The sequence below is a fragment of the Empedobacter sedimenti genome (genome assembly GCF_030005555.1).
Taxonomy (GTDB): Bacteria; Bacteroidota; Bacteroidia; order Flavobacteriales; family Weeksellaceae; genus Empedobacter; species Empedobacter sedimenti.
Genome location: NZ_JASCQG010000005.1, coordinates 159271 through 176508, shown reverse-complemented (window position 1 = coordinate 176508; position 17238 = coordinate 159271). Strand labels below are relative to the sequence as shown.

General features: G+C 31.0%; 18 protein-coding genes and 1 riboswitch. Of the genes, 10 read left to right on the top strand and 8 right to left on the bottom strand.

Annotated features, from left to right (window positions below; all coding sequences use genetic code 11):
- Nucleotides 1–303 precede the first annotated feature (303 nt).
- Nucleotides 304–816, top strand: coding sequence for a GNAT family N-acetyltransferase (locus QHG34_RS07155; RefSeq protein ID WP_282629521.1), 513 nt, complete (start codon nt 304–306; stop codon nt 814–816).
- A gap of 35 nt (nt 817–851) precedes the next feature.
- Here the strand turns inward: QHG34_RS07155 and QHG34_RS07150 are convergent, their stop codons facing one another.
- A complete protein-coding gene (locus QHG34_RS07150; protein WP_282629520.1) occupies nt 852–2879 on the bottom strand; it encodes a M3 family metallopeptidase in 2028 nt (675 codons plus the stop codon).
- A 141-nt stretch (nt 2880–3020) separates the two neighbouring features.
- Between QHG34_RS07150 and QHG34_RS07145 the strand changes: the two genes are divergently transcribed.
- From QHG34_RS07145 to QHG34_RS07135, 3 genes are all read left to right on the top strand, one after another.
- Nucleotides 3021–3947 (top strand): 2-hydroxyacid dehydrogenase, encoded by a 927-nt coding sequence (locus QHG34_RS07145; RefSeq protein ID WP_282629519.1) that lies wholly within the window; start codon nt 3021–3023, stop codon nt 3945–3947.
- A gap of 102 nt (nt 3948–4049) precedes the next feature.
- Nucleotides 4050–4940 carry a helix-turn-helix domain-containing protein gene (locus QHG34_RS07140; protein ID WP_282629518.1) on the top strand — a complete coding sequence of 297 codons (891 nt, stop codon included), beginning with the start codon at nt 4050–4052 and terminating at the stop codon, nt 4938–4940.
- Nucleotides 4941–5115: 175 nt separating this feature from the next.
- The gene (locus QHG34_RS07135) at nt 5116–6114 is read left to right on the top strand and encodes a beta-ketoacyl-ACP synthase III (RefSeq protein WP_282629517.1); all 999 of its coding nucleotides are present in this window, start codon (nt 5116–5118) and stop codon (nt 6112–6114) included.
- Nucleotides 6115–6175: 61 nt separating this feature from the next.
- Here the strand turns inward: QHG34_RS07135 and QHG34_RS07130 are convergent, their stop codons facing one another.
- Nucleotides 6176–6415, bottom strand: a complete 240-nt coding sequence (locus QHG34_RS07130; RefSeq protein ID WP_282629516.1) for a putative signal transducing protein — start codon at nt 6413–6415, stop codon at nt 6176–6178.
- Nucleotides 6416–6495: 80 nt separating this feature from the next.
- On the opposite strand from QHG34_RS07130, the gene QHG34_RS07125 reads away from it, so the two are divergent.
- Complete coding sequence (locus QHG34_RS07125; RefSeq protein ID WP_282629515.1) at nt 6496–7242, top strand: dienelactone hydrolase family protein; 747 nt, start codon at nt 6496–6498, stop codon at nt 7240–7242.
- A gap of 15 nt (nt 7243–7257) precedes the next feature.
- Here QHG34_RS07125 and QHG34_RS07120 read toward each other — a convergent pair whose 3' ends face one another.
- The 4 genes from QHG34_RS07120 to QHG34_RS07105 all read right to left on the bottom strand — a co-directional run bounded on the left by QHG34_RS07120 (nt 7258) and on the right by QHG34_RS07105 (nt 9621).
- The gene (locus QHG34_RS07120; RefSeq protein ID WP_282629514.1) at nt 7258–7929 is read right to left on the bottom strand and encodes a VOC family protein; all 672 of its coding nucleotides are present in this window, start codon (nt 7927–7929) and stop codon (nt 7258–7260) included.
- 88 nt (nt 7930–8017) lie between these two features.
- Nucleotides 8018–8545: a DUF4269 domain-containing protein gene (locus QHG34_RS07115; RefSeq protein WP_282629513.1), complete on the bottom strand. Its 528-nt coding sequence runs from the start codon at nt 8543–8545 to the stop codon at nt 8018–8020.
- Nucleotides 8545–8967: a PaaI family thioesterase gene (locus QHG34_RS07110; RefSeq protein ID WP_282629512.1), complete on the bottom strand. Its 423-nt coding sequence runs from the start codon at nt 8965–8967 to the stop codon at nt 8545–8547. The genes QHG34_RS07115 and QHG34_RS07110 overlap by 1 nt, the downstream gene beginning before the upstream one ends.
- A 48-nt stretch (nt 8968–9015) precedes the next feature.
- Nucleotides 9016–9621, bottom strand: a complete 606-nt coding sequence (locus tag QHG34_RS07105; RefSeq protein ID WP_282629511.1) for a hypothetical protein — start codon at nt 9619–9621, stop codon at nt 9016–9018.
- A 48-nt stretch (nt 9622–9669) separates the two neighbouring features.
- A riboswitch (SAM-I-IV-variant riboswitch) is annotated at nt 9670–9764 on the bottom strand.
- Between the two features lie 291 nt (nt 9765–10055).
- On the opposite strand from QHG34_RS07105, the gene QHG34_RS07100 reads away from it, so the two are divergent.
- Nucleotides 10056–10850 carry an alpha/beta fold hydrolase gene (locus QHG34_RS07100; RefSeq protein WP_282629510.1) on the top strand — a complete coding sequence of 265 codons (795 nt, stop codon included), beginning with the start codon at nt 10056–10058 and terminating at the stop codon, nt 10848–10850.
- Between the two features lie 164 nt (nt 10851–11014).
- Nucleotides 11015–11848: a hypothetical protein gene (locus QHG34_RS07095; protein ID WP_282629509.1), complete on the top strand. Its 834-nt coding sequence runs from the start codon at nt 11015–11017 to the stop codon at nt 11846–11848.
- A 94-nt stretch (nt 11849–11942) separates the two neighbouring features.
- Here the strand turns inward: QHG34_RS07095 and QHG34_RS07090 are convergent, their stop codons facing one another.
- Nucleotides 11943–12407: a hypothetical protein gene (locus QHG34_RS07090; RefSeq protein ID WP_282629508.1), complete on the bottom strand. Its 465-nt coding sequence runs from the start codon at nt 12405–12407 to the stop codon at nt 11943–11945.
- 210 nt (nt 12408–12617) lie between these two features.
- Nucleotides 12618–13265, bottom strand: coding sequence for a hypothetical protein (locus QHG34_RS07085; protein WP_282629507.1), 648 nt, complete (start codon nt 13263–13265; stop codon nt 12618–12620).
- Between the two features lie 158 nt (nt 13266–13423).
- Here QHG34_RS07085 and QHG34_RS07080 point away from each other — a divergent pair, with 158 nt between their 5' ends.
- From QHG34_RS07080 to QHG34_RS07070, 3 genes are all read left to right on the top strand, one after another.
- Nucleotides 13424–14614 carry an MFS transporter gene (locus QHG34_RS07080; protein ID WP_282629506.1) on the top strand — a complete coding sequence of 397 codons (1191 nt, stop codon included), beginning with the start codon at nt 13424–13426 and terminating at the stop codon, nt 14612–14614.
- 4 nt (nt 14615–14618) lie between these two features.
- Nucleotides 14619–15056 (top strand): hypothetical protein, encoded by a 438-nt coding sequence (locus tag QHG34_RS07075; RefSeq protein ID WP_282629505.1) that lies wholly within the window; start codon nt 14619–14621, stop codon nt 15054–15056.
- A gap of 426 nt (nt 15057–15482) precedes the next feature.
- On the top strand, nt 15483–17234 hold the full coding sequence (locus QHG34_RS07070; protein ID WP_282629504.1) for an Ig-like domain-containing protein: 1752 nt from the start codon (nt 15483–15485) through the stop codon (nt 17232–17234).
- Nucleotides 17235–17238: the final 4 nt, after the last annotated feature.

The following is a 17238-nucleotide window of genomic DNA, read 5'->3' as shown; positions in this document are numbered from 1 at the left end:
GTTAAGCCTGCCTGCGCCGATGGTACTGTTACTTACGGGAGAGTAGGTCGTCGCCAGTTTTTATTGAAAGCCTCAAGTGAATAACTTGAGGCTTTTTTTGTGGTTATTGTTTTTGTAAAATGTATTAAGTAAAATGTACAAAGTAAAATGTATAACATAAAACGTAATACTTCAGACATCCCTATAATCCAAAGGGACTTGCCCTTCGACTCCGCTGCGTTTTGAATTTCAATATACTATTATTCTTTTAAAACAAGTTTTAAGATAAATAATGATTTAAGAACTAACTTGCATTAAAAAAATATGTTAAATACAATTTTTCTAAGACAAGCGACAATAAATGATTTTTTAGAAATATGGAATGTTATTCAACAAGCAATTCTCAAACGTAAAAATGAAGGTAGTAATCAATGGCAAGATGGGTATCCAAATTTGGAAATTATAGAGGATGATATCTCTAATGGTTTTGGTAATGTAATTGTAAATAATGAAAATTCAATTATTGGATATGTTGCGATTATTGATGAAATAGAACCTGCTTACACAGCAATTGAAGGTAAATGGCTAAATGATGATCCTTATATCGTCATGCATCGATTAGCTGTTGCACAAGATATTACTATTAAAGGATTGGGAACTTGGACTATGCAAGAAATTGAGAACATAGCTTTGGAGAAGGATATACATTCTATTAAAGTTGATACAAATTTTGATAATATAGCTATGCTGCGAGTATTTGATAAGTTAGATTATATTTATTGTGGAGAAGTTAATTTTGGAGGAGGAATAAGAAAAGCTTTCCAAAAAATACTATAAAAAAAGCCGATTACAAAAAGTAATCGGCTTTCAATTTATACTAATCCAGCACGCTTTAATAAAGCATCTGCTGTTGGTTTATGACCTCTAAATTCTTCGTACAATTTCATCGGTTCTACCGTTCCACCAGATGATAAAAGTTTATAGAATTTTTGAGCTGTTTCTGGATTAAAAATTCCAGTTTCTTGGAAAAATGCAAAGGCATCTGCATCCAAAACTTCGGCCCATTTATATGAATAATAACCAGATGAATATCCACCTTGAAAAATATGAGAGAAGGATGTACTCATCATATTATTATCAATTTCTGGATACAACTCTGTTTGTTTGAAAGTTTCTTTTTCAAATTGTTGTAAATCATTAATTTCAGCCAAATCATTTGCATGATAAGCCATATCCAATAATCCAAAACTCAATTGACGGACAGTTTGATAACCTTCCATAAAACTTGAAGAAGCTTTTACTTTTTCAATTAATTCTTGCGGAATAATTTCTCCTGTTTGATAATGTTTTGCAAATAATTTTAAAGCTTCTGGTTCGTAACAGAAGTTTTCGTAAAATTGAGAGGGTAATTCAACAAAATCCCAATAAACATTTGTTCCAGAAAGACTTTCGTACGTTGTATTTGGTAACATTCCGTGTAGCGCATGTCCAAACTCGTGGAATAATGTTGTCACTTCCTGAAATGTCAATAATGATGGCGTGTCTTTCGTTGGTTTTGTAAAATTACAAACAATCGAAACGTGTGGACGTTTGGTATTTTTATTTACGTTTGAAGCTTCTTTATAACTTGTCATCCAAGCACCAGGGCGTTTTCCTGCACGCGGGAAAAAGTCTGCATATAATAAACTTAAGAATGCACCATTTTTATCTAGAACTTCATAAGTTGTTACTTCATTGTTGTATTTATCTATGTTGTGAATTTCTTTAAACGTAATTCCATATAATTTTGTTGCCACATCAAAAGCTCCTTGAATCACATTTTCTAACTGAAAATAGGGTTTCAATTCTTCGTCAGAAAGACTGAATTTTTTCTGTTTTAATTTTTCAGCATAATACGCATGATCCCAACGTTGCAATGTATCAATCTCATCAGTTTCTTTTGCAAATGCAGTTAATTCCTCAATTTCTTTTTCAGCAAATGGTTTTGCTTTCATTAATAAATCATTCAAGAAATCTAAAACTGTCGTAGGTGTTTTAGCCATACGTTCTTCCAAAACATAATCAGCATGCGTTTTATAACCTAATATTTTAGCACGTTCGTGACGAAGTTTTACAATGCTTTTGACATTTTCTTCGTTGTTAAATTCATTATTTTGATAAGCTTTTACACCATTTGCTCTAAACAATTTTTCTCTCAATTCACGGTTTTCTGCGTATTGCATAAACGGAATATAGCTTGGTGCTTGCAACGTAATCAACCAACCTTCGTGATTTTTTTGTTCTGCATCAGCTTTTGCTTGATCAATCGCATATTGAGGTAAACCTTTCAAATCATTTTCATCAGTAATAATCAATTCGTATGCATTTGTTTCAGCTAAAACATTTTGCCCAAATTGCAAAGAAAGCATTGCTAATTGCTTGTCAATTTCACGTAATTTATTTTTGTCTTCTTCGTTTAGATTTGCACCATTTCTCGAAAAACCTTTGTATTTTTTTTCTAGCAAATAAGCTTGCTCATCGGTTAAATTCAACGAATCCTTTTGATTATAAACGACTTTAATTCGTTCAAATAAATCTTGATTTAAGCGAACATCATTTCCAAATTCAGATAATAAAGGCGAAACTTCTTGCGCAATTTCTTGAATTTCATCATTCGTTTCAGCAGAATTAAGGTTGAAAAAAATAGAAGAAATTCGTCCTAATTTTTCACTAGAAAGTTCCATTGCTTCAATTGTATTTGCAAAAGTTGGTGCTTCAGGATTCGCAGTAATTGCATCTATTTCTGCTTTCGCTTCTTTTATTGATTGGATAAAAGCAGGTTTGTAATCTTCATTTTTGATTTTAGAAAAAGGAGCACTTTCAAAAGGTGTTTCAAATTTTTCTAATAACGGATTTGCCATTTATAGTGTATTTTTTTAGTTAAAATATAGTTGTTTAAACTCTTTCAAATTCTAATCCAAATGTAAGAAATCTGACAAATCGTCAAATTCAATGTGTGATTAATTTGGAGTTATTTAAATTTGTTTTAAAAGTAATCAATTATGAGTGTAGCCTTAATATTTAATCAAAAACCAACAGAAGAATGGCAAAGAAATTTGCAAGAATTATTGCCAGATACGAAAGTTGAAGTCTATCCGAATATCTCAAATCCAGAAGATGTAGAATTTATTGCAACTTGGAAACCGCACAGAAATTATGTGGCTGAATTTCCAAATCTAAAAGTTGTGCAATCTGTTGGAGCTGGAATTGATCATTTGTTGCATACCAAAATACCAGATTCAATAAAAGTGACACGTATTGTTGATCCTGCTTTGAAGCAAGAAATGTTTGAACATGTTTTGGCTTGTGTTATGACTTCAATGAAAAATTTGTTGACGTATTATAAAGACCAAATTCGTAAAGAGTGGAAGCCAAATACGTATCAAAATATCAAGGAAACAACAATTACAATATTAGGATTAGGTGAAATCGGAAAGTTAGTAGCAGAGCAATTTGTTGCGTTAGGTTTTCAAGTCAAAGGTTGGTCGAATTCGACTAAAAATATAAATGGAGTAGAATCTTTTGCTGGAAAAGAAGGCTTGAAAGCTGCGATTTCTAATACTAATTTTATCGTCAATATTTTGCCTTTGACAGATAATACAGAAGGAATTCTAAATAAAGATTTTTTTGCACAATGTTCAGTTAATACAGTATTGATTAATGTTGGTCGTGGAGCGCATTTAGTTGAAAAGGATTTAATAATATCAATTGAAGAAAAGCAAATAAAAGAAGCTTATTTAGATGTTTTTATAGAGGAGCCATTGCCAGAAAATCATCCGTTTTGGTCGAATGAAAATGTTTATGTAACTCCTCATATTGCGAGTGTTACGAATGCAACAACAGCTTTACAACAAGTTGCTGAAAACTATAAAAAGATGAAAAACAACAAAAGTTTGTTGAATGTGGTTTCTTTAGAAAGAGGTTACTAGTTTTTACAAAATGACGCTTATATAGGTTAAAAAGACGCTTGTATATTTTTGGTTGTCAAAAAAATCGATTAACATTGTACTTGCTTTTTAGACTTAAAAAAAATGAGTGAATATATTCAACTTTATTCGATTGATAATATCTTAAGAACTTATAAAGAGGAAGTAACAGATAGGAGGTTAGCTATTTTTGATGTTGGACCAGAGAACAATTATTATTTTGTAAAGCATAAACCTTATAAGTTTACATCGCTTGGTTTGATATTAATTACAAAAGGAACATGTGAAATTACAGTTAATCTTGAACCAACTTTGATTAAGCGGGATGATATTATCATTGTTTTGCCAAGTCAGCTGTTCGAGATTATAGAACATTCAGATGATTTTTCGGTACAAGCAATTTTTATCGATTCAGATTTAATTATTGAAGCTGGTTTTCATGTGAAGTCCAACAATTTGGTTGAATTCCTTTCTTCTAAATATCCTAAAATCATTTCGTTAGATAAAAAAGTTGTGCGAGATATGCGTTATAATTTGAATAAAATTAGTAAGTACACGATAAAGAATGACAATCTTTTTGCAAAAGATCTTGTACTTCACCATTTTTCAGTCTTGATGTACGAGATGGGAGATTTCTATAATCGAGCTGTTAAGGCGAAAAGTACAATAAAAGAGGTTAGGAAAGAAGAATTAGCCAAACAGTTTTTGTATCTGGTTTCTACACATTTTAAACGTCAGCGGAATGTACAATTTTATGCAGATGAAATGTTTATTAGTCGTAAACACTTAACTAAAATTATTGTTGAAGTATTTAATAAATCACCCAAACAGATTATTGCTGAAGCAATTATTTTAGAAGCGAAAGTATTATTGAAGAATCCTAAATATAGTGTGTCAGATGTCGTGACAGATCTCAATTTTGTAGATACTTCTGTGTTTAGTAAGTTCTTTAAAAATTATACATCAATGTCACCTTCTGTTTTCAAAGCTTCTTAAATTGATATAGATCAATGGTTTTTATAAAAATATAATAATGCGTCTTTTTGACATATTATTCCGTTTATTTCGCTAACTTAAATTGTTAAAATGAATCGACCTTTGTAGCATAAATTTGTTTAGATGCGTCTTTTTTATCTATGACGTAAAAATAAGTTTAGATGAAAAGAATTTTATGGAGGTAGATTTTACAAAAAAAATATACGCGCAAATCTCAGCAATTGGAGGTTATGTGCCTGAAAATAAAAGAACAAATTCTGATTTAGAGAAGGTTACAGAAACTTCTGATGAGTGGATTGTAAAACGCACTGGTATTAAAGAGCGTCGTATTTTGGACGAAGGTTTAGCAACTTCGGACATGGCAGTTAGTGCAATTGAGAACCTAGTAAAAACTTACAATAAGGATTTAAAGCAAGTTGATGCTTTAATCGTCGCAACTTCTACACCTGATATGTTGATGCCAGCAACGGCAAATATTGTGTGCGAAAAGTTAGGAATAGAGAATGTTTGGGCTTTTGATATGAATGCAGCTTGTTCAGGATTTTTGTACGCGTTGGACATGGGAGCTTCGTTGATTGAAAGCAGACGTTACAAAAATGTTTTGGTTATCGGTGCAGATAAAATCAGTGCGTATGTTGATATCAAAGATCGTTCTACAAACATTTTGTTCGGAGATGGAGCTGGTGTTGTTTGGCTAGAGCCTACAAACGAAGAAGGAATTTTAGACGCTTTGTTACTGAGTAACGGTACTGGAAAAGAGTTTTTAAATATTGAAGGAGGAGGATCTTTGTATCCTGCAAGTTCTCAATTATTGGTAGACGAAAAACGTTATATCAAACAAGATGGTAAAGTTGTTTTCAAGAATGCAATTCAATCAATGAGTGATACTTGTCTTAATGTGTTGAAACGAAATGATTTTACTGTAGAAAATGTAAATTGGTTAGTTCCACATCAGGCAAACAAACGAATTATTGATGCTGTTGGTAATGAGATTAACATTGAAGAAGGAAAAACTTTGGTTAATATTGAACATTACGGAAACACAATTGCCGCTACTATACCACTTTGTATGTGGGAAAATACTTCAAAATTAAAGAAAGGAGATTTATTGATGTTGACAGCCTTTGGAGCAGGTTTCTCTTGGGGAGCAAGCTTATTGCGTTGGACAATTTAATCAATAAAAATCATATATTTTTGTTCATAAAGAACGGCAAGAAATTGTCGTTCTTTTTTATTTATATATCGTCTTCATACAACCCGTTTTCTTCAATTTCTTTTAAAACATTCAAAGCTCTTTCTGAATCTTCTTTTCTAATTTTAACTTTTACTCCTCCCATTGCATTTGATAAATAAAAATTAATACCAACAGATAGTTCATCAAAAATAAAGGCTTCAATATTTTCACTTTCTAATTTAGAGCGTAGAATGTGTGCTTCTATCGGGCTTTCAAATGTTTTTAAAGTAATCAGTTCCATAACTTTTATGTTAAATATTTGATTGAATGTTATTTATAAAAATAGTTCTTTTTATCTTAATGTTCTAAATTATTTAGAAAATGAAAAATGTATTACAATGTTTCGCTTTAATTATATTGATGATGAATACGACAAATGCACAAAATTTAAAACAAATTGTATATAAAGATGGTTCGCAAAAATTGAATGGTTTAGTAACCGATAATACAACAAAGAAAAGTCCAGGAGTTTTGATTTTACCCGCTTGGAAAGGAGCTGATAACGAAGCAAGACAAGCCGCAATAGATTTAGCAAAAGAAGGTTATATTGCGTTTGTTGCAGATATTTATGGTGAAGGAAATACTCCCACAGATAATGCCGTTGCAGCTAAAATTGCAGGAAAATATAAGTCTGATTATATAGCTTATCAAAAAAGAATTGATTTAGCATTGAAAGAGTTAATCAAAGCTGGTGCAGATCCAAGTAAAATTGCTGTAATTGGTTACTGTTTCGGTGGAACAGGAGCTTTAGAAGCAGCTCGTGCACAACTACCTGTTGTTGGTGCAGTTTCTGTTCATGGTGGATTAGCAAAAGATTTGGCTCGAAAAAATATTCCTCTTAAAACGAAAGTTTTGATTGAACATCCTGCTGAAGATGAATCTGTAAGACCAGAAGATATTTCGAATTTAGTAATTGAAATGAACGAAGGAAAAACAGATTGGCAAATGATTACTTACGCAAATTCAAAACATACATTTACCAATCCAGAATCACCGGATTACAATAAAGTAATGGCAGATAGAGCTTGGCAACATACACTATTGTTTTTGAAAGAAGTGTTGAAGTAAAAGTGAGTCTAAAAATTAGTTGAATTTTAGTTTTTTATCATAGTAATTGATTTGATATTTTTGATTTTCACTTTCAATAACTAATTCAAATGGATGTTGTTTAATCGCAGTTTTAGTAGGAAACCAAGTTGTTTTGATTAGATAGTTTGGTAATAATATTTTCCCTTCATCTGAGCCATTAGTACCAAAAGTTTCAAAATCTCCTTTCCAGAATTTAGATGTTGTTTTCTCTTCTAATAACTGATTGGTAGCTTCAATATCGGACGTAGGTAAACCAATTTCAGAAATTCCTAAAATAGAATGTTGATCAAATTTTGCGTCATTTTCATAGGCTAAATTGTTGTGTGTAATTATCTCAGCAAGATTTCCAGCTCCATCATAGAAATAAAAAGATTGTGCATTCCAATTTTCGAAGTTTGCAATCTGTTGATCAGCATCGGTATTTAGGATTTTAGTTTTATTTTGTATCCAATCAAATGCCTTTTCGAATTGATTTTTACAAACTAAGAAACTGAAATGATAAATATGTTCTTCATCCGATTTTACAAAAGTTAATTTTGTCCAACCAACTTGTAAGCTAAACAGATTTTCGTTTTCTTCAATCAACTCAAAAGCTAAAATAGTCGTATAAAATGATTTCGTTTTTTCTAAATCATTTGTATATAATTGTAATTCTCTTATTTTCATTTTGCGATTTTTTATAAAAGTAAATCAACAAAAAAGAAGAAAATAATAAGTTGAATTGAATTAATTAATCGCGTTATAAGAAAACTGTTTAATCTACTTTATACTCTAACAAGGTGAGATATGGATTACCTTTTAACTCAAGAAGTTTTGCAAAAGCAGGTTCAGTTTTGTAACCATTCTTTTTAAGTTCGATGATTTTGTTTTTGAATGATTCGTCAAATTTTTCAAGTAGTTTCGCCTCAATGAGTATATGTCGATAGGCATTTTGCTCGGTTGGAATCTTATTCTGTAAATAAATCTCAATTTCAAACGCATCAATTCTAAAATTACATGTCAAACAAATTTCGTTATTACTTGTTAGTAGATTAATTTTAAATTCAAGATAATGAGAAAAATTTTCTATTAAATAATTTTTAGCTCCTTCAAAATTAGAGGTTTCACCAATAATATCAATGTCACTATTTTCAATATTGATTTCAATCGGAATTGTACCTACGACAATAGGTTTGTATCTGTCAAGTTTTTCTAAAATTTGATAATTGCTCAACAGATGAAACACATTTTGTTGTACTTCATTTCCGTGTTCTAAATAATCAATGGTAAGAAAATTTTGCATCATTTTATTCTCATCATAGTTACCAAAGAAGTAGCAGCATGCGTTTCTTTGTTCGTTGTTTCGTCAACTACAAAAATCTCTGTGCGTATGGTACTTATCTTTTTTCCGCCTTTTATTACATAGGCTTTTGAGATTAAATAATCACCCAAAGCAGGTCGCAAATAATTTACTTTTAACTCAACTGTTACCACGTAGCAATCGTCGTCATAATGAGAAACAGCAGCATAACCAGATGAAACATCAACCAAAGAAGCAATCATAGCACCATTAAACATTCCATGTTTACGTGTCATCATTTCTTGTTTCGGAATTTTGATCGAAACATAGTCCGTTTCGCATTCGATAAGTGATGCGTTATAAAATTTTAAGGTTTCCGAACGATTAAAACTTGCTTCTACTAATTCTCTTTTTTCTGGCGTCATATAAAATTGCTTTCAACAAATATAGAGATTTGTCGAAAGCAATTTCAGTTATGCAGTTACGTTATTCAAGTTTTCTTCTCTGATAATCGTGTTTTGATGCGACAAAATTACTTTATCCAAACCGCGGTAATAATTTCCTTTGTCGATGGTAATCAATAAATTATTTTTCGGAATTTTATTGATAATCTTATCATTCGGGAAATGTTGTTTCGAGTTTTTGAAGGTAATAAATACATCATCTTCAGTTAGATTTTTGACATCATCTTCCGAAATAATATCAATCAATTCATAAGGTAAATAAAGTTGATCGAAGATATAATGAAACGTTTTAAGACGTTTTCCGTTCAATTCTTTGCTATGTTGCAAAAAGTTTCTCAATCTATGAACTACAGCGTAGAAATTACCTACCAAAGGTGGTTTGGGAATATTACGCTCGAACAAGCAACCATCAATCAAACTAAGCGGAAGTTTGATATTCAATTCATCTGTTTTTACATTGTATAGATGACGATAATCCAAACTTCTTCTCTTGAACTCTTCGATAATATGATCTTTTAGCGCAGGAACCGTAATAGGCAATTGTTGGTTGATAAAATCGACCAATTTTTCATCTGATATAGGAGCTAAATTAAGCTCAGAAATGTTTTGTGACATACAATAAATAGTTAAAATAAAACAATTATTGTATTTCGATAATAGGGGATTTTTCGTTGTTTTTGGATGAACTCCCGTATTGTTTTACCACCGTGGAGACTCCTCTCGGTTGGTATCGTTTTCTACGATTCGAAATACGGTTCAAATATAATCAAAATTTTGACTTTTAGAAAATTTTACAAATAATTAAGATAAATTTATGTCGATACCGAAAATTATTTTATACATTTGACTAACAAAGTAATTAAAAAATGAAGTTTACGTGCTTATATATGATGTCGATTCGCAAACAGGTTTGGAATATCCAGACGTGGGAAAGTCATGTATACTAAAAAGAGATTTTATTTTTTAATATATTTTATGTTTCCCCGTCGAGTTTCGATGGGGATTTTTTTTGAACGAAAACAACAATTACCCATATAAAATTAAAAACAATGCAAAGTTTACAACAATTAACGATCCCAGTTTGGCCCTTAGAGGACAACACAATCTTAAACAATGTTTCGGTAACATTTCAACTTTTTGGGCTTCCATTAGGAACTGCTCCAGTCATTTTGATTAACCATTCCTTACACGGAGATTCAGATTGTACCTATCATTGGGATGGGGTCATGGGAAAAAACAAAGCGATTGATCTTAATGAGTATACGGTAATCTGTATAGATATTCCTGGAAATGGTGTTTCCGAAACCATAAAGTACGATTATATTCCGCGCGATCACATTACAGCACGCGATGTAGCGGTATTGTTTTGGTTGACGTTATTTGAATTGGAAGTAGACGAGATTTTTGCTATTATTGGTGCAGACTTAGGTGGAGGATTAGCGTGGGAAATGGCATGTTTGTTCCCAAATAAGGTGCTGAATATTATTCCGATAGCAGCAAGTCCTAAAACAACAGATTGGTTGGTAAAAGAGCCAATAGCTAAAAGCGAATACCTGAAATCTATTTTCTATTCGATAGATATATCACGCAATAGAGGCGATATATTGCAAGTTTCGCAATACATCAAATCGAAGATACATGTGATTTATGTGAAGAGCGGAAACTTGTTCAATAAAGCAGAATTAAAACGTTATTACGCCAAACTGCAAGAGTTTAACAAACATGTGCAGTTTCATGAAATAGAACAAATAGAAGACAACGAATTATTGAAAGCGAACATCGATAAAGTTGAAAAAATAGTAGACGGCATCCTCGAAAAAGAGTTTATCAATAATGTAGCGTAAACCAAAAAGCTCCTGAAAAGGAGCTTTTTTTGTGGAGTGTTGGGAGTGGTTTATTTTGTGTATATTGGAGTTTGTTTTATGTAAAATGCATATTATAAATATATTTTCAAAAAAATAATGTATTAGAAATTGTAGAATATCTTATGAAAAAGAAGGGAAAAATTATGAATGAAACTGTAACAGTTGATAAAGCGATTTCAAAAGGGCATAAAATGATTAATTTTCCAATTATAATAATTATGTTTATGATTATTGGTCCTACGCTTTATTTTGGTAGTCAAAATCTTATTTCAATTTGGATTTTTATAGGAGGATTTGTTCTTGCGTTAACTCTTTCTTTGTTATGGTGGAGTATTATGATTACTAAATGGAAACTTTGGGCTTTTGAAAATGTTAGAAATGTTCATGAACTAAAAAAGCGAGCAATTCAAGAAAAATTTATTTGGGCAAATGATAATATTTTTGATAAGACAGAAATTCGTACTATAAAAAACAAAGAAAAATTGAATACTTTATTAGCTAAATTCAATCAAGAAGATGTTTTTCAAGACGATTTGACTATTGCTAATGAAACGATTATTTATTATTCAAAAAGTACAATAATTGCTGAGATGGTGATTATGTTTATGTCTTTTGGTATTGGTATTTATTCGCTTCTAATAGATAATAGTTATATTGCTGGTTCTTTTTTTTCTATTTTAGGAGGGTATTATGCATACAAGAATTATAAAAAATGGACAAATAAAGAACCTCAAATCATAATTAATGACAAAGGGATTAAAACAATATCAACAGCTTTTTATAGTTGGGATGATATTTATAATGAAGAAGTTATTAGCAAAATTTCTAGAAAACGTACTTTTTTTTACTTAAGTTATTGTCACCCAAATGGTGTAGAGTTTTTACAAATTAATGAATATGATACAAATATAAGAAGCTTAAATAAATTACTTATTTTATATCGTGGTAGGAATAAGCAAAAAAAAATGAGCCGTTAACATTTTACTATTAAAGTATTATAAAGCTATTTATAGGTAAAATATACAATAATACTCAGAAAGCTCCTTTGTATGAGCTTTTTTTGATTTTATTTTATCCATGTTGCCAACAAGTTCCACCTCCCTTGACTTTTCTTCTACAGCTTCCGCCTGATTTGGTAGGGTAACCGCAAGTACTTGAAGAATAAGAATTATATGAATTTGAAGTCTTTTTCTTTCTATTTTTTTTAGGAGTAGCTTGTTTAGATGCGATAGAATTTACTTGATTGTTGGAAATATAGTTTTCTGATGTTTTTAAATTCGAACTATTAACTTTATCTTTTTTATATTGAGTAGTATTCTTAGTAGAATATTCCCAAGTATTATTATCATAAACTAATATACTTTTACCTTTTTTTAGTTTAAAAGTATGTTTAATATTTTTTAAAGAATCAGTACTTTTTATACTATCTAAGATTTCTTTTTTTATGGTTTTTTTTAAATTTTCCTGATTTATATCGTTTGATTCGCTACTACAAGAAAATAAGATAAAAGGAATTATTAATAAAATTTTTTTCATATTGTGCTAATAAGTGTTATCTCAAAGTTGAAGTACTTCAAACATATTAAAATTTTTTCAAAATACCATTATTGCAAAACTACAATTTTACAAATTTCCACACACTTTGTTTGTTGTTTCTTCGACAAGAAAATTATTTAAATTTTTATCTTAATACTATTGTTGTATATGATGTTAATTGACAAAATTAGATACTTGATAGACAGGTTTCTATTCTTCATTTTTATTAAGCCAATTCAAATGCTTTTCATTTGCAGTTTTATTGATGATTAAGAATTCAATATCAACAATTTTAGAAGGTTTCTTCTTTTCTTCATTGTTTAGAGTTGGAACAGCTACACTAGATTCACTTCTGTACGAACTTTTAGTTTTTCTTATTTTGATTTGATAAGTTTTAAAATCAAATTCGAAAATGGTATAACGATTTGTTTCGTTAACCTTTAATTCGGCTGTCTTTTTTATGTTTTCGATAAATGTTAAGAAATCACTTTCATTCAATTTTCTGTTTTCAGCAATCAAAGCAACAAATTTATCATCATTAGTTTTCAAAATAGAAAATGTAGGAAACCAAAGATTTTTGAAACAGATTAATTGATCGCTTTCTCTATAAATATTTTTAGAATACAATGAGCCTATTTTGATTTGATCATCACCTTCTAGATAATATTCTTTTTTAAGATCTTCTTCAGTAATGTTTTTTTGGGAAATAGTGTTTTGATCAATTATTTTAGGATTGATTAGAGGATTCTTTTCATTTAATAATAAATCTATATGATCTAATTGAATTTGACATTCTGAATTATTGCTTTGACCGAAAAGAAATAAAGGTAAAAAGAGTAATGCGAATAAGATTTTCATTGGTTGGTTTTATTGTTTTACGAATGTATTTATTTATACTTAACTGAAGTGAATTTTTTAATGAAATAAACTCAAATTATGATTTTGTAATAAGTAATACTTTTCGGATTGTGTAGTAGGTTTCGATGGAGATAAATTACCTTTGTAAAAAATCCGCTATGTTTTCTGCCATCAAGACAAAACTAAATTCAGATCCCGTTTACAATCCTCATTTTATCTTAATGTGTATGAGTTCGTTGTTATTTTCAGCGAGTTTTAATATGATGATTCCAGAGCTTCCGGCTTATTTAAGTAGTATGGGCGGAGCCGAATACAAAGGTTTTATTATTGCATTGTTTACACTAACTGCAGGAATTTCGAGACCATTTAGTGGCAAATTAACAGATAAAGTGGGACGTGTACCTATTATGGCAGTTGGTTCTATTGTCTGCTTTGTGTGCGGAATTTTATATCCAGTTTTAACAACCGTTTCTGGGTTTTTATTTTTGAGATTGGTACACGGCTTTTCGACAGGTTTCAAACCTACTGCAACAGCTGCTTATATTGCAGATATTATTCCGCGCGAACGTTGGGGCGAAGCATTGGGCTTACATGGAATTTGTTTCAGTATCGGAATGGCGATTGGGCCTGCATTGGGAAGCACAATTACGTTGTATTCATCGATTAATGTAATGTTTTTTACGTCTTCGTTTTTTGCGTTATTATCGATATTGATTTTATTCAATATGAAAGAAACCTTACAAAATAAACAGAAATTTTCGTTCGGATTACTAAAGATTTCGAAGCAAGATATTTTTGCAAAAGAAGCTTTACCAGCGGCTTTGATTACGTTTCTTTCGTATGTCGCTTATGGTTCTATATTAACGTTAATTCCTGATTGGACCGAACATTTAGGTTTTCAAAACAAAGGCGTTTTCTTTATTGTATTTACGATATCATCGATGATGGTTCGTTTCTTTGCAGGTAAGCTATCTGACCAAAAAGGGCGTGTGTTGGTGATAAAATTAGGCTTGGTTTTATTGATTATTGCATTGGTTATTTTAGCTTCGATTGATGCAAAAATAGGATTGATTTTAGGTGGTTTGATGTACGGAATTTCGACCGGAATTCTTTCACCTGCGCTAAATGCTTGGACGATAGATTTTAGTAAACCTGATGAACGTGGAAAGGCAATGGCGACGATGTATATTGCGATGGAAGCGGGGATAGGACTTGGCGCATTGTGTGCGGGTTGGTATTTTCAGGATTATTTGGATCGTATTCCAATGGTGATTTATGTTTCGGCGTTTATCTGTCTTTTGGGAACTGTATATATGTTGAAATTTAAGAATAAGCCACAAACAATTTAATAGAATGAAAGCAGAATTATATCAATTTATAGCACAACAAATCGACGATAAAATAACGTATTTGAATGGTTTGATTGACGATTTACGCGCCTCGAACAACGATACTAAAAGTAGTATGGGTGATAAATACGAAACATCGCGCGAAATGATGCAACAGGAAATTACTCGAATTCAAAATCAATTGAATGAAGTGTTGATTCAGCAAGAAATATTTTCCAAAATTAAAATTGTGGAAAACAAAACAATTGGTTTAGGAAGTTACGTTGAAACTACGATGGGAAATTTCTGTATGGCGTGTAGTTTTGGTGAAATTATTTTCGAGAATAAAAAGATTTTTGTTTTATCAACACAAACTCCTTTGGCTAAAATCTTAGTTGGAAAGTCCGAAAAAGAATCATTCGAAATGAATGGTAAGTCTTTTCAGATTACGAAAGTTGATTAAAAAAACTTTCATTAAGTTATCATTCTGAACTTGCTTCAGAATCTTATCATTTTATGGATGCGAAGCTGAACTTAATTCAGCTTGACAAATCGTGTTTAGTAATTAAAATTCTATTTATCTAAATGTCATTCTGAACTTGTTTCAGAATCTCATCCTGATTATTCATATAATGTTTATCGAAGAATTCCTGTTGTTTAAAGTTTTGAAGCTGAACTAAATTCAGCTTTAATCTCTTTATTATTACAAATTATTTCTCATTTAATTACTTTTTATTTAGATTAATTTCAAATTATAGAATGGATATAAATTAGAACTTTACTTAAAAATAACTTCTATAATAAGACCGTTTTGTCCGTATTTGAATAAATTTGCAAATCTTTCAGACTTACTACTACTAAAAATTAATGATTGATTGAATTTATGAAAATGAAATGGTTAGTAAGTTTAGGTTTTTCCTTTGCTTTTTTTAGCACTTTAAATGCGCAGGTAGGGATTCCGGCTTCAAATGGAAATTCTACGAAACCCACTCCTTGTGGTATTTGTGTCCCGAATGGTTGGACATTAATTACAGGAACTCCTGATATTTCCACAAAAGATATAGTTGCTGGTAGTGATACATCTGGTGGAGGTAGAGCTTGGAGCTATGCACCGCTTCCTGTACCACCTAATAATCATACAAGATGGATTACAATTCGTGATGTGGGAACAAGACAAGGAGAGGAAGCAATACAAACAACGATGACAGGTTTGATAGTAGGACGAGATTATGAAGTTGTTATTTACTCTTTAACTGCTATGGCAGCAAATACAGGTCGTTATAGTCCTTCTTATATTGATAAGTATGATTTTCAAGTAGGTTCTTATCCTCGTGTTAATGTTAATCAAATTAATAGAGATACAGATGGAGCATGGGGGACAAATCGATTAGTATTTAAGGCACAGAACACGACAATGCCTCTTAAATTTTTTCCTGGTTTTAATGCTAGTACCTCGTCTTTTGAATCTGTGAATATTTCTGTTACATTAAACGCTTTAAACACTTTACCAGTTGGTGAAAATATAGAGGTTTCTGGACAATCAAAAGATCAACCTGTTACGCTTGATGTTGCGACTAAGGCTGTGGAATATGATGCTGGTCAATCAGTTCAAAAGCATACAATTGATTTAGATGTTAACACGCCAGGTATTCAAAATACTTTTAATGACCCTAAAGGGACATGGACTGCTAATGCAAATGGTTTTGTTACTTTTACTCCAACACTTGGTTTTGAAGGGCAAGCGACTATTGAATATACAATTCAGGATAACTATGTGTTAGATGGAGTATCTTCTCCAGGAACATCAGTTCCAAAAACAATTAAAATAAACATTCCGCCTTGTACAACAACTGTAAAAGGGGCTGATTTTTTTATTGAAAATGGGGCGACAAAAAGCTTTGATATGCCTGCAACAGATTATGGATTTCAGTTTGATATTTATAAACTAGATAATTCATTCATGTTGAATATTAATGGAGTGGACTTGACAAATGAAGAAATTGATTTTCAGACAGGTGATGGTTCAAAACAAAATATTGAATTCTTAGATGGAACTAGACATGGTGTTAGTTCTGGTGTTAATCAAATTTACGAAATCATTGGAGATAAAGATTACCCTACTATTAGAGTTAAAATTTCTCATGACGGAGTGCTGACTTTATATGCTCGTAAGTCTAATGCTGATAAGAAGCTGTATGAAATGAGATTCTTTGGTAATGTAGCTAGCACTTCAACTCCTGTTGCATTTAATTCGATTATATGGAATACTACAGCTAATAATACAGTTATTGCCTCTCAAAAAATAGTTGGTGCTACAAATATGACGGGTTATGGTAGTGGACTTAAAAAAATTGTTTGCCCATGTACAAGAGCTCCACAATTAGGTACGCCAACTGGAACTACAAATGTTGGAATTTCAACTAATACAATCATTAATCCTAATTGGCCAACCGAAATTCCTAATGCTGCAATTGTTTTAGACTCTAATACAAAAGGAATGGTGATTTCGAGAATTAAAAATGTAGAAACTGACATTAAAGCGCCAATTGAAGGAATGATCGCTTATGACGAAACAGATAAATGTATCAAATTATTTAATGGAGATAATTGGGATTGTTTAAATAATGCATGTAATCAATAATAAT

Bases quoted from the DNA above. Each gene is read 5' to 3' on its own strand.
- QHG34_RS07100 (WP_282629510.1), top strand. From the start codon at position 10,056: ATGCAAAGTTTACAACAATTAACGATCCCAGTTTGGCCCTTAGAGGAC.
- QHG34_RS07125 (WP_282629515.1), top strand. From the start codon at position 6,496: ATGAAAAATGTATTACAATGTTTCGCTTTAATTATATTGATGATGAAT.
- QHG34_RS07090 (WP_282629508.1), bottom strand. From the start codon at position 12,407: ATGAAAAAAATTTTATTAATAATTCCTTTTATCTTATTTTCTTGTAGT.
- QHG34_RS07135 (WP_282629517.1), top strand. From the start codon at position 5,116: ATGGAGGTAGATTTTACAAAAAAAATATACGCGCAAATCTCAGCAATT.
- QHG34_RS07115 (WP_282629513.1), bottom strand. From the start codon at position 8,545: ATGCAAAATTTTCTTACCATTGATTATTTAGAACACGGAAATGAAGTA.
- QHG34_RS07095 (WP_282629509.1), top strand. From the start codon at position 11,015: ATGAATGAAACTGTAACAGTTGATAAAGCGATTTCAAAAGGGCATAAA.
- QHG34_RS07140 (WP_282629518.1), top strand. From the start codon at position 4,050: ATGAGTGAATATATTCAACTTTATTCGATTGATAATATCTTAAGAACT.
- QHG34_RS07080 (WP_282629506.1), top strand. From the start codon at position 13,424: ATGTTTTCTGCCATCAAGACAAAACTAAATTCAGATCCCGTTTACAAT.
- QHG34_RS07145 (WP_282629519.1), top strand. From the start codon at position 3,021: ATGAGTGTAGCCTTAATATTTAATCAAAAACCAACAGAAGAATGGCAA.
- QHG34_RS07150 (WP_282629520.1), bottom strand. From the start codon at position 2,879: ATGGCAAATCCGTTATTAGAAAAATTTGAAACACCTTTTGAAAGTGCT.
- QHG34_RS07155 (WP_282629521.1), top strand. From the start codon at position 304: ATGTTAAATACAATTTTTCTAAGACAAGCGACAATAAATGATTTTTTA.
- QHG34_RS07105 (WP_282629511.1), bottom strand. From the start codon at position 9,621: ATGTCACAAAACATTTCTGAGCTTAATTTAGCTCCTATATCAGATGAA.
- QHG34_RS07085 (WP_282629507.1), bottom strand. From the start codon at position 13,265: ATGAAAATCTTATTCGCATTACTCTTTTTACCTTTATTTCTTTTCGGT.
- QHG34_RS07130 (WP_282629516.1), bottom strand. From the start codon at position 6,415: ATGGAACTGATTACTTTAAAAACATTTGAAAGCCCGATAGAAGCACAC.
- QHG34_RS07120 (WP_282629514.1), bottom strand. From the start codon at position 7,929: ATGAAAATAAGAGAATTACAATTATATACAAATGATTTAGAAAAAACG.
- QHG34_RS07110 (WP_282629512.1), bottom strand. From the start codon at position 8,967: ATGACGCCAGAAAAAAGAGAATTAGTAGAAGCAAGTTTTAATCGTTCG.
- QHG34_RS07070 (WP_282629504.1), top strand. From the start codon at position 15,483: ATGAAATGGTTAGTAAGTTTAGGTTTTTCCTTTGCTTTTTTTAGCACT.
- QHG34_RS07075 (WP_282629505.1), top strand. From the start codon at position 14,619: ATGAAAGCAGAATTATATCAATTTATAGCACAACAAATCGACGATAAA.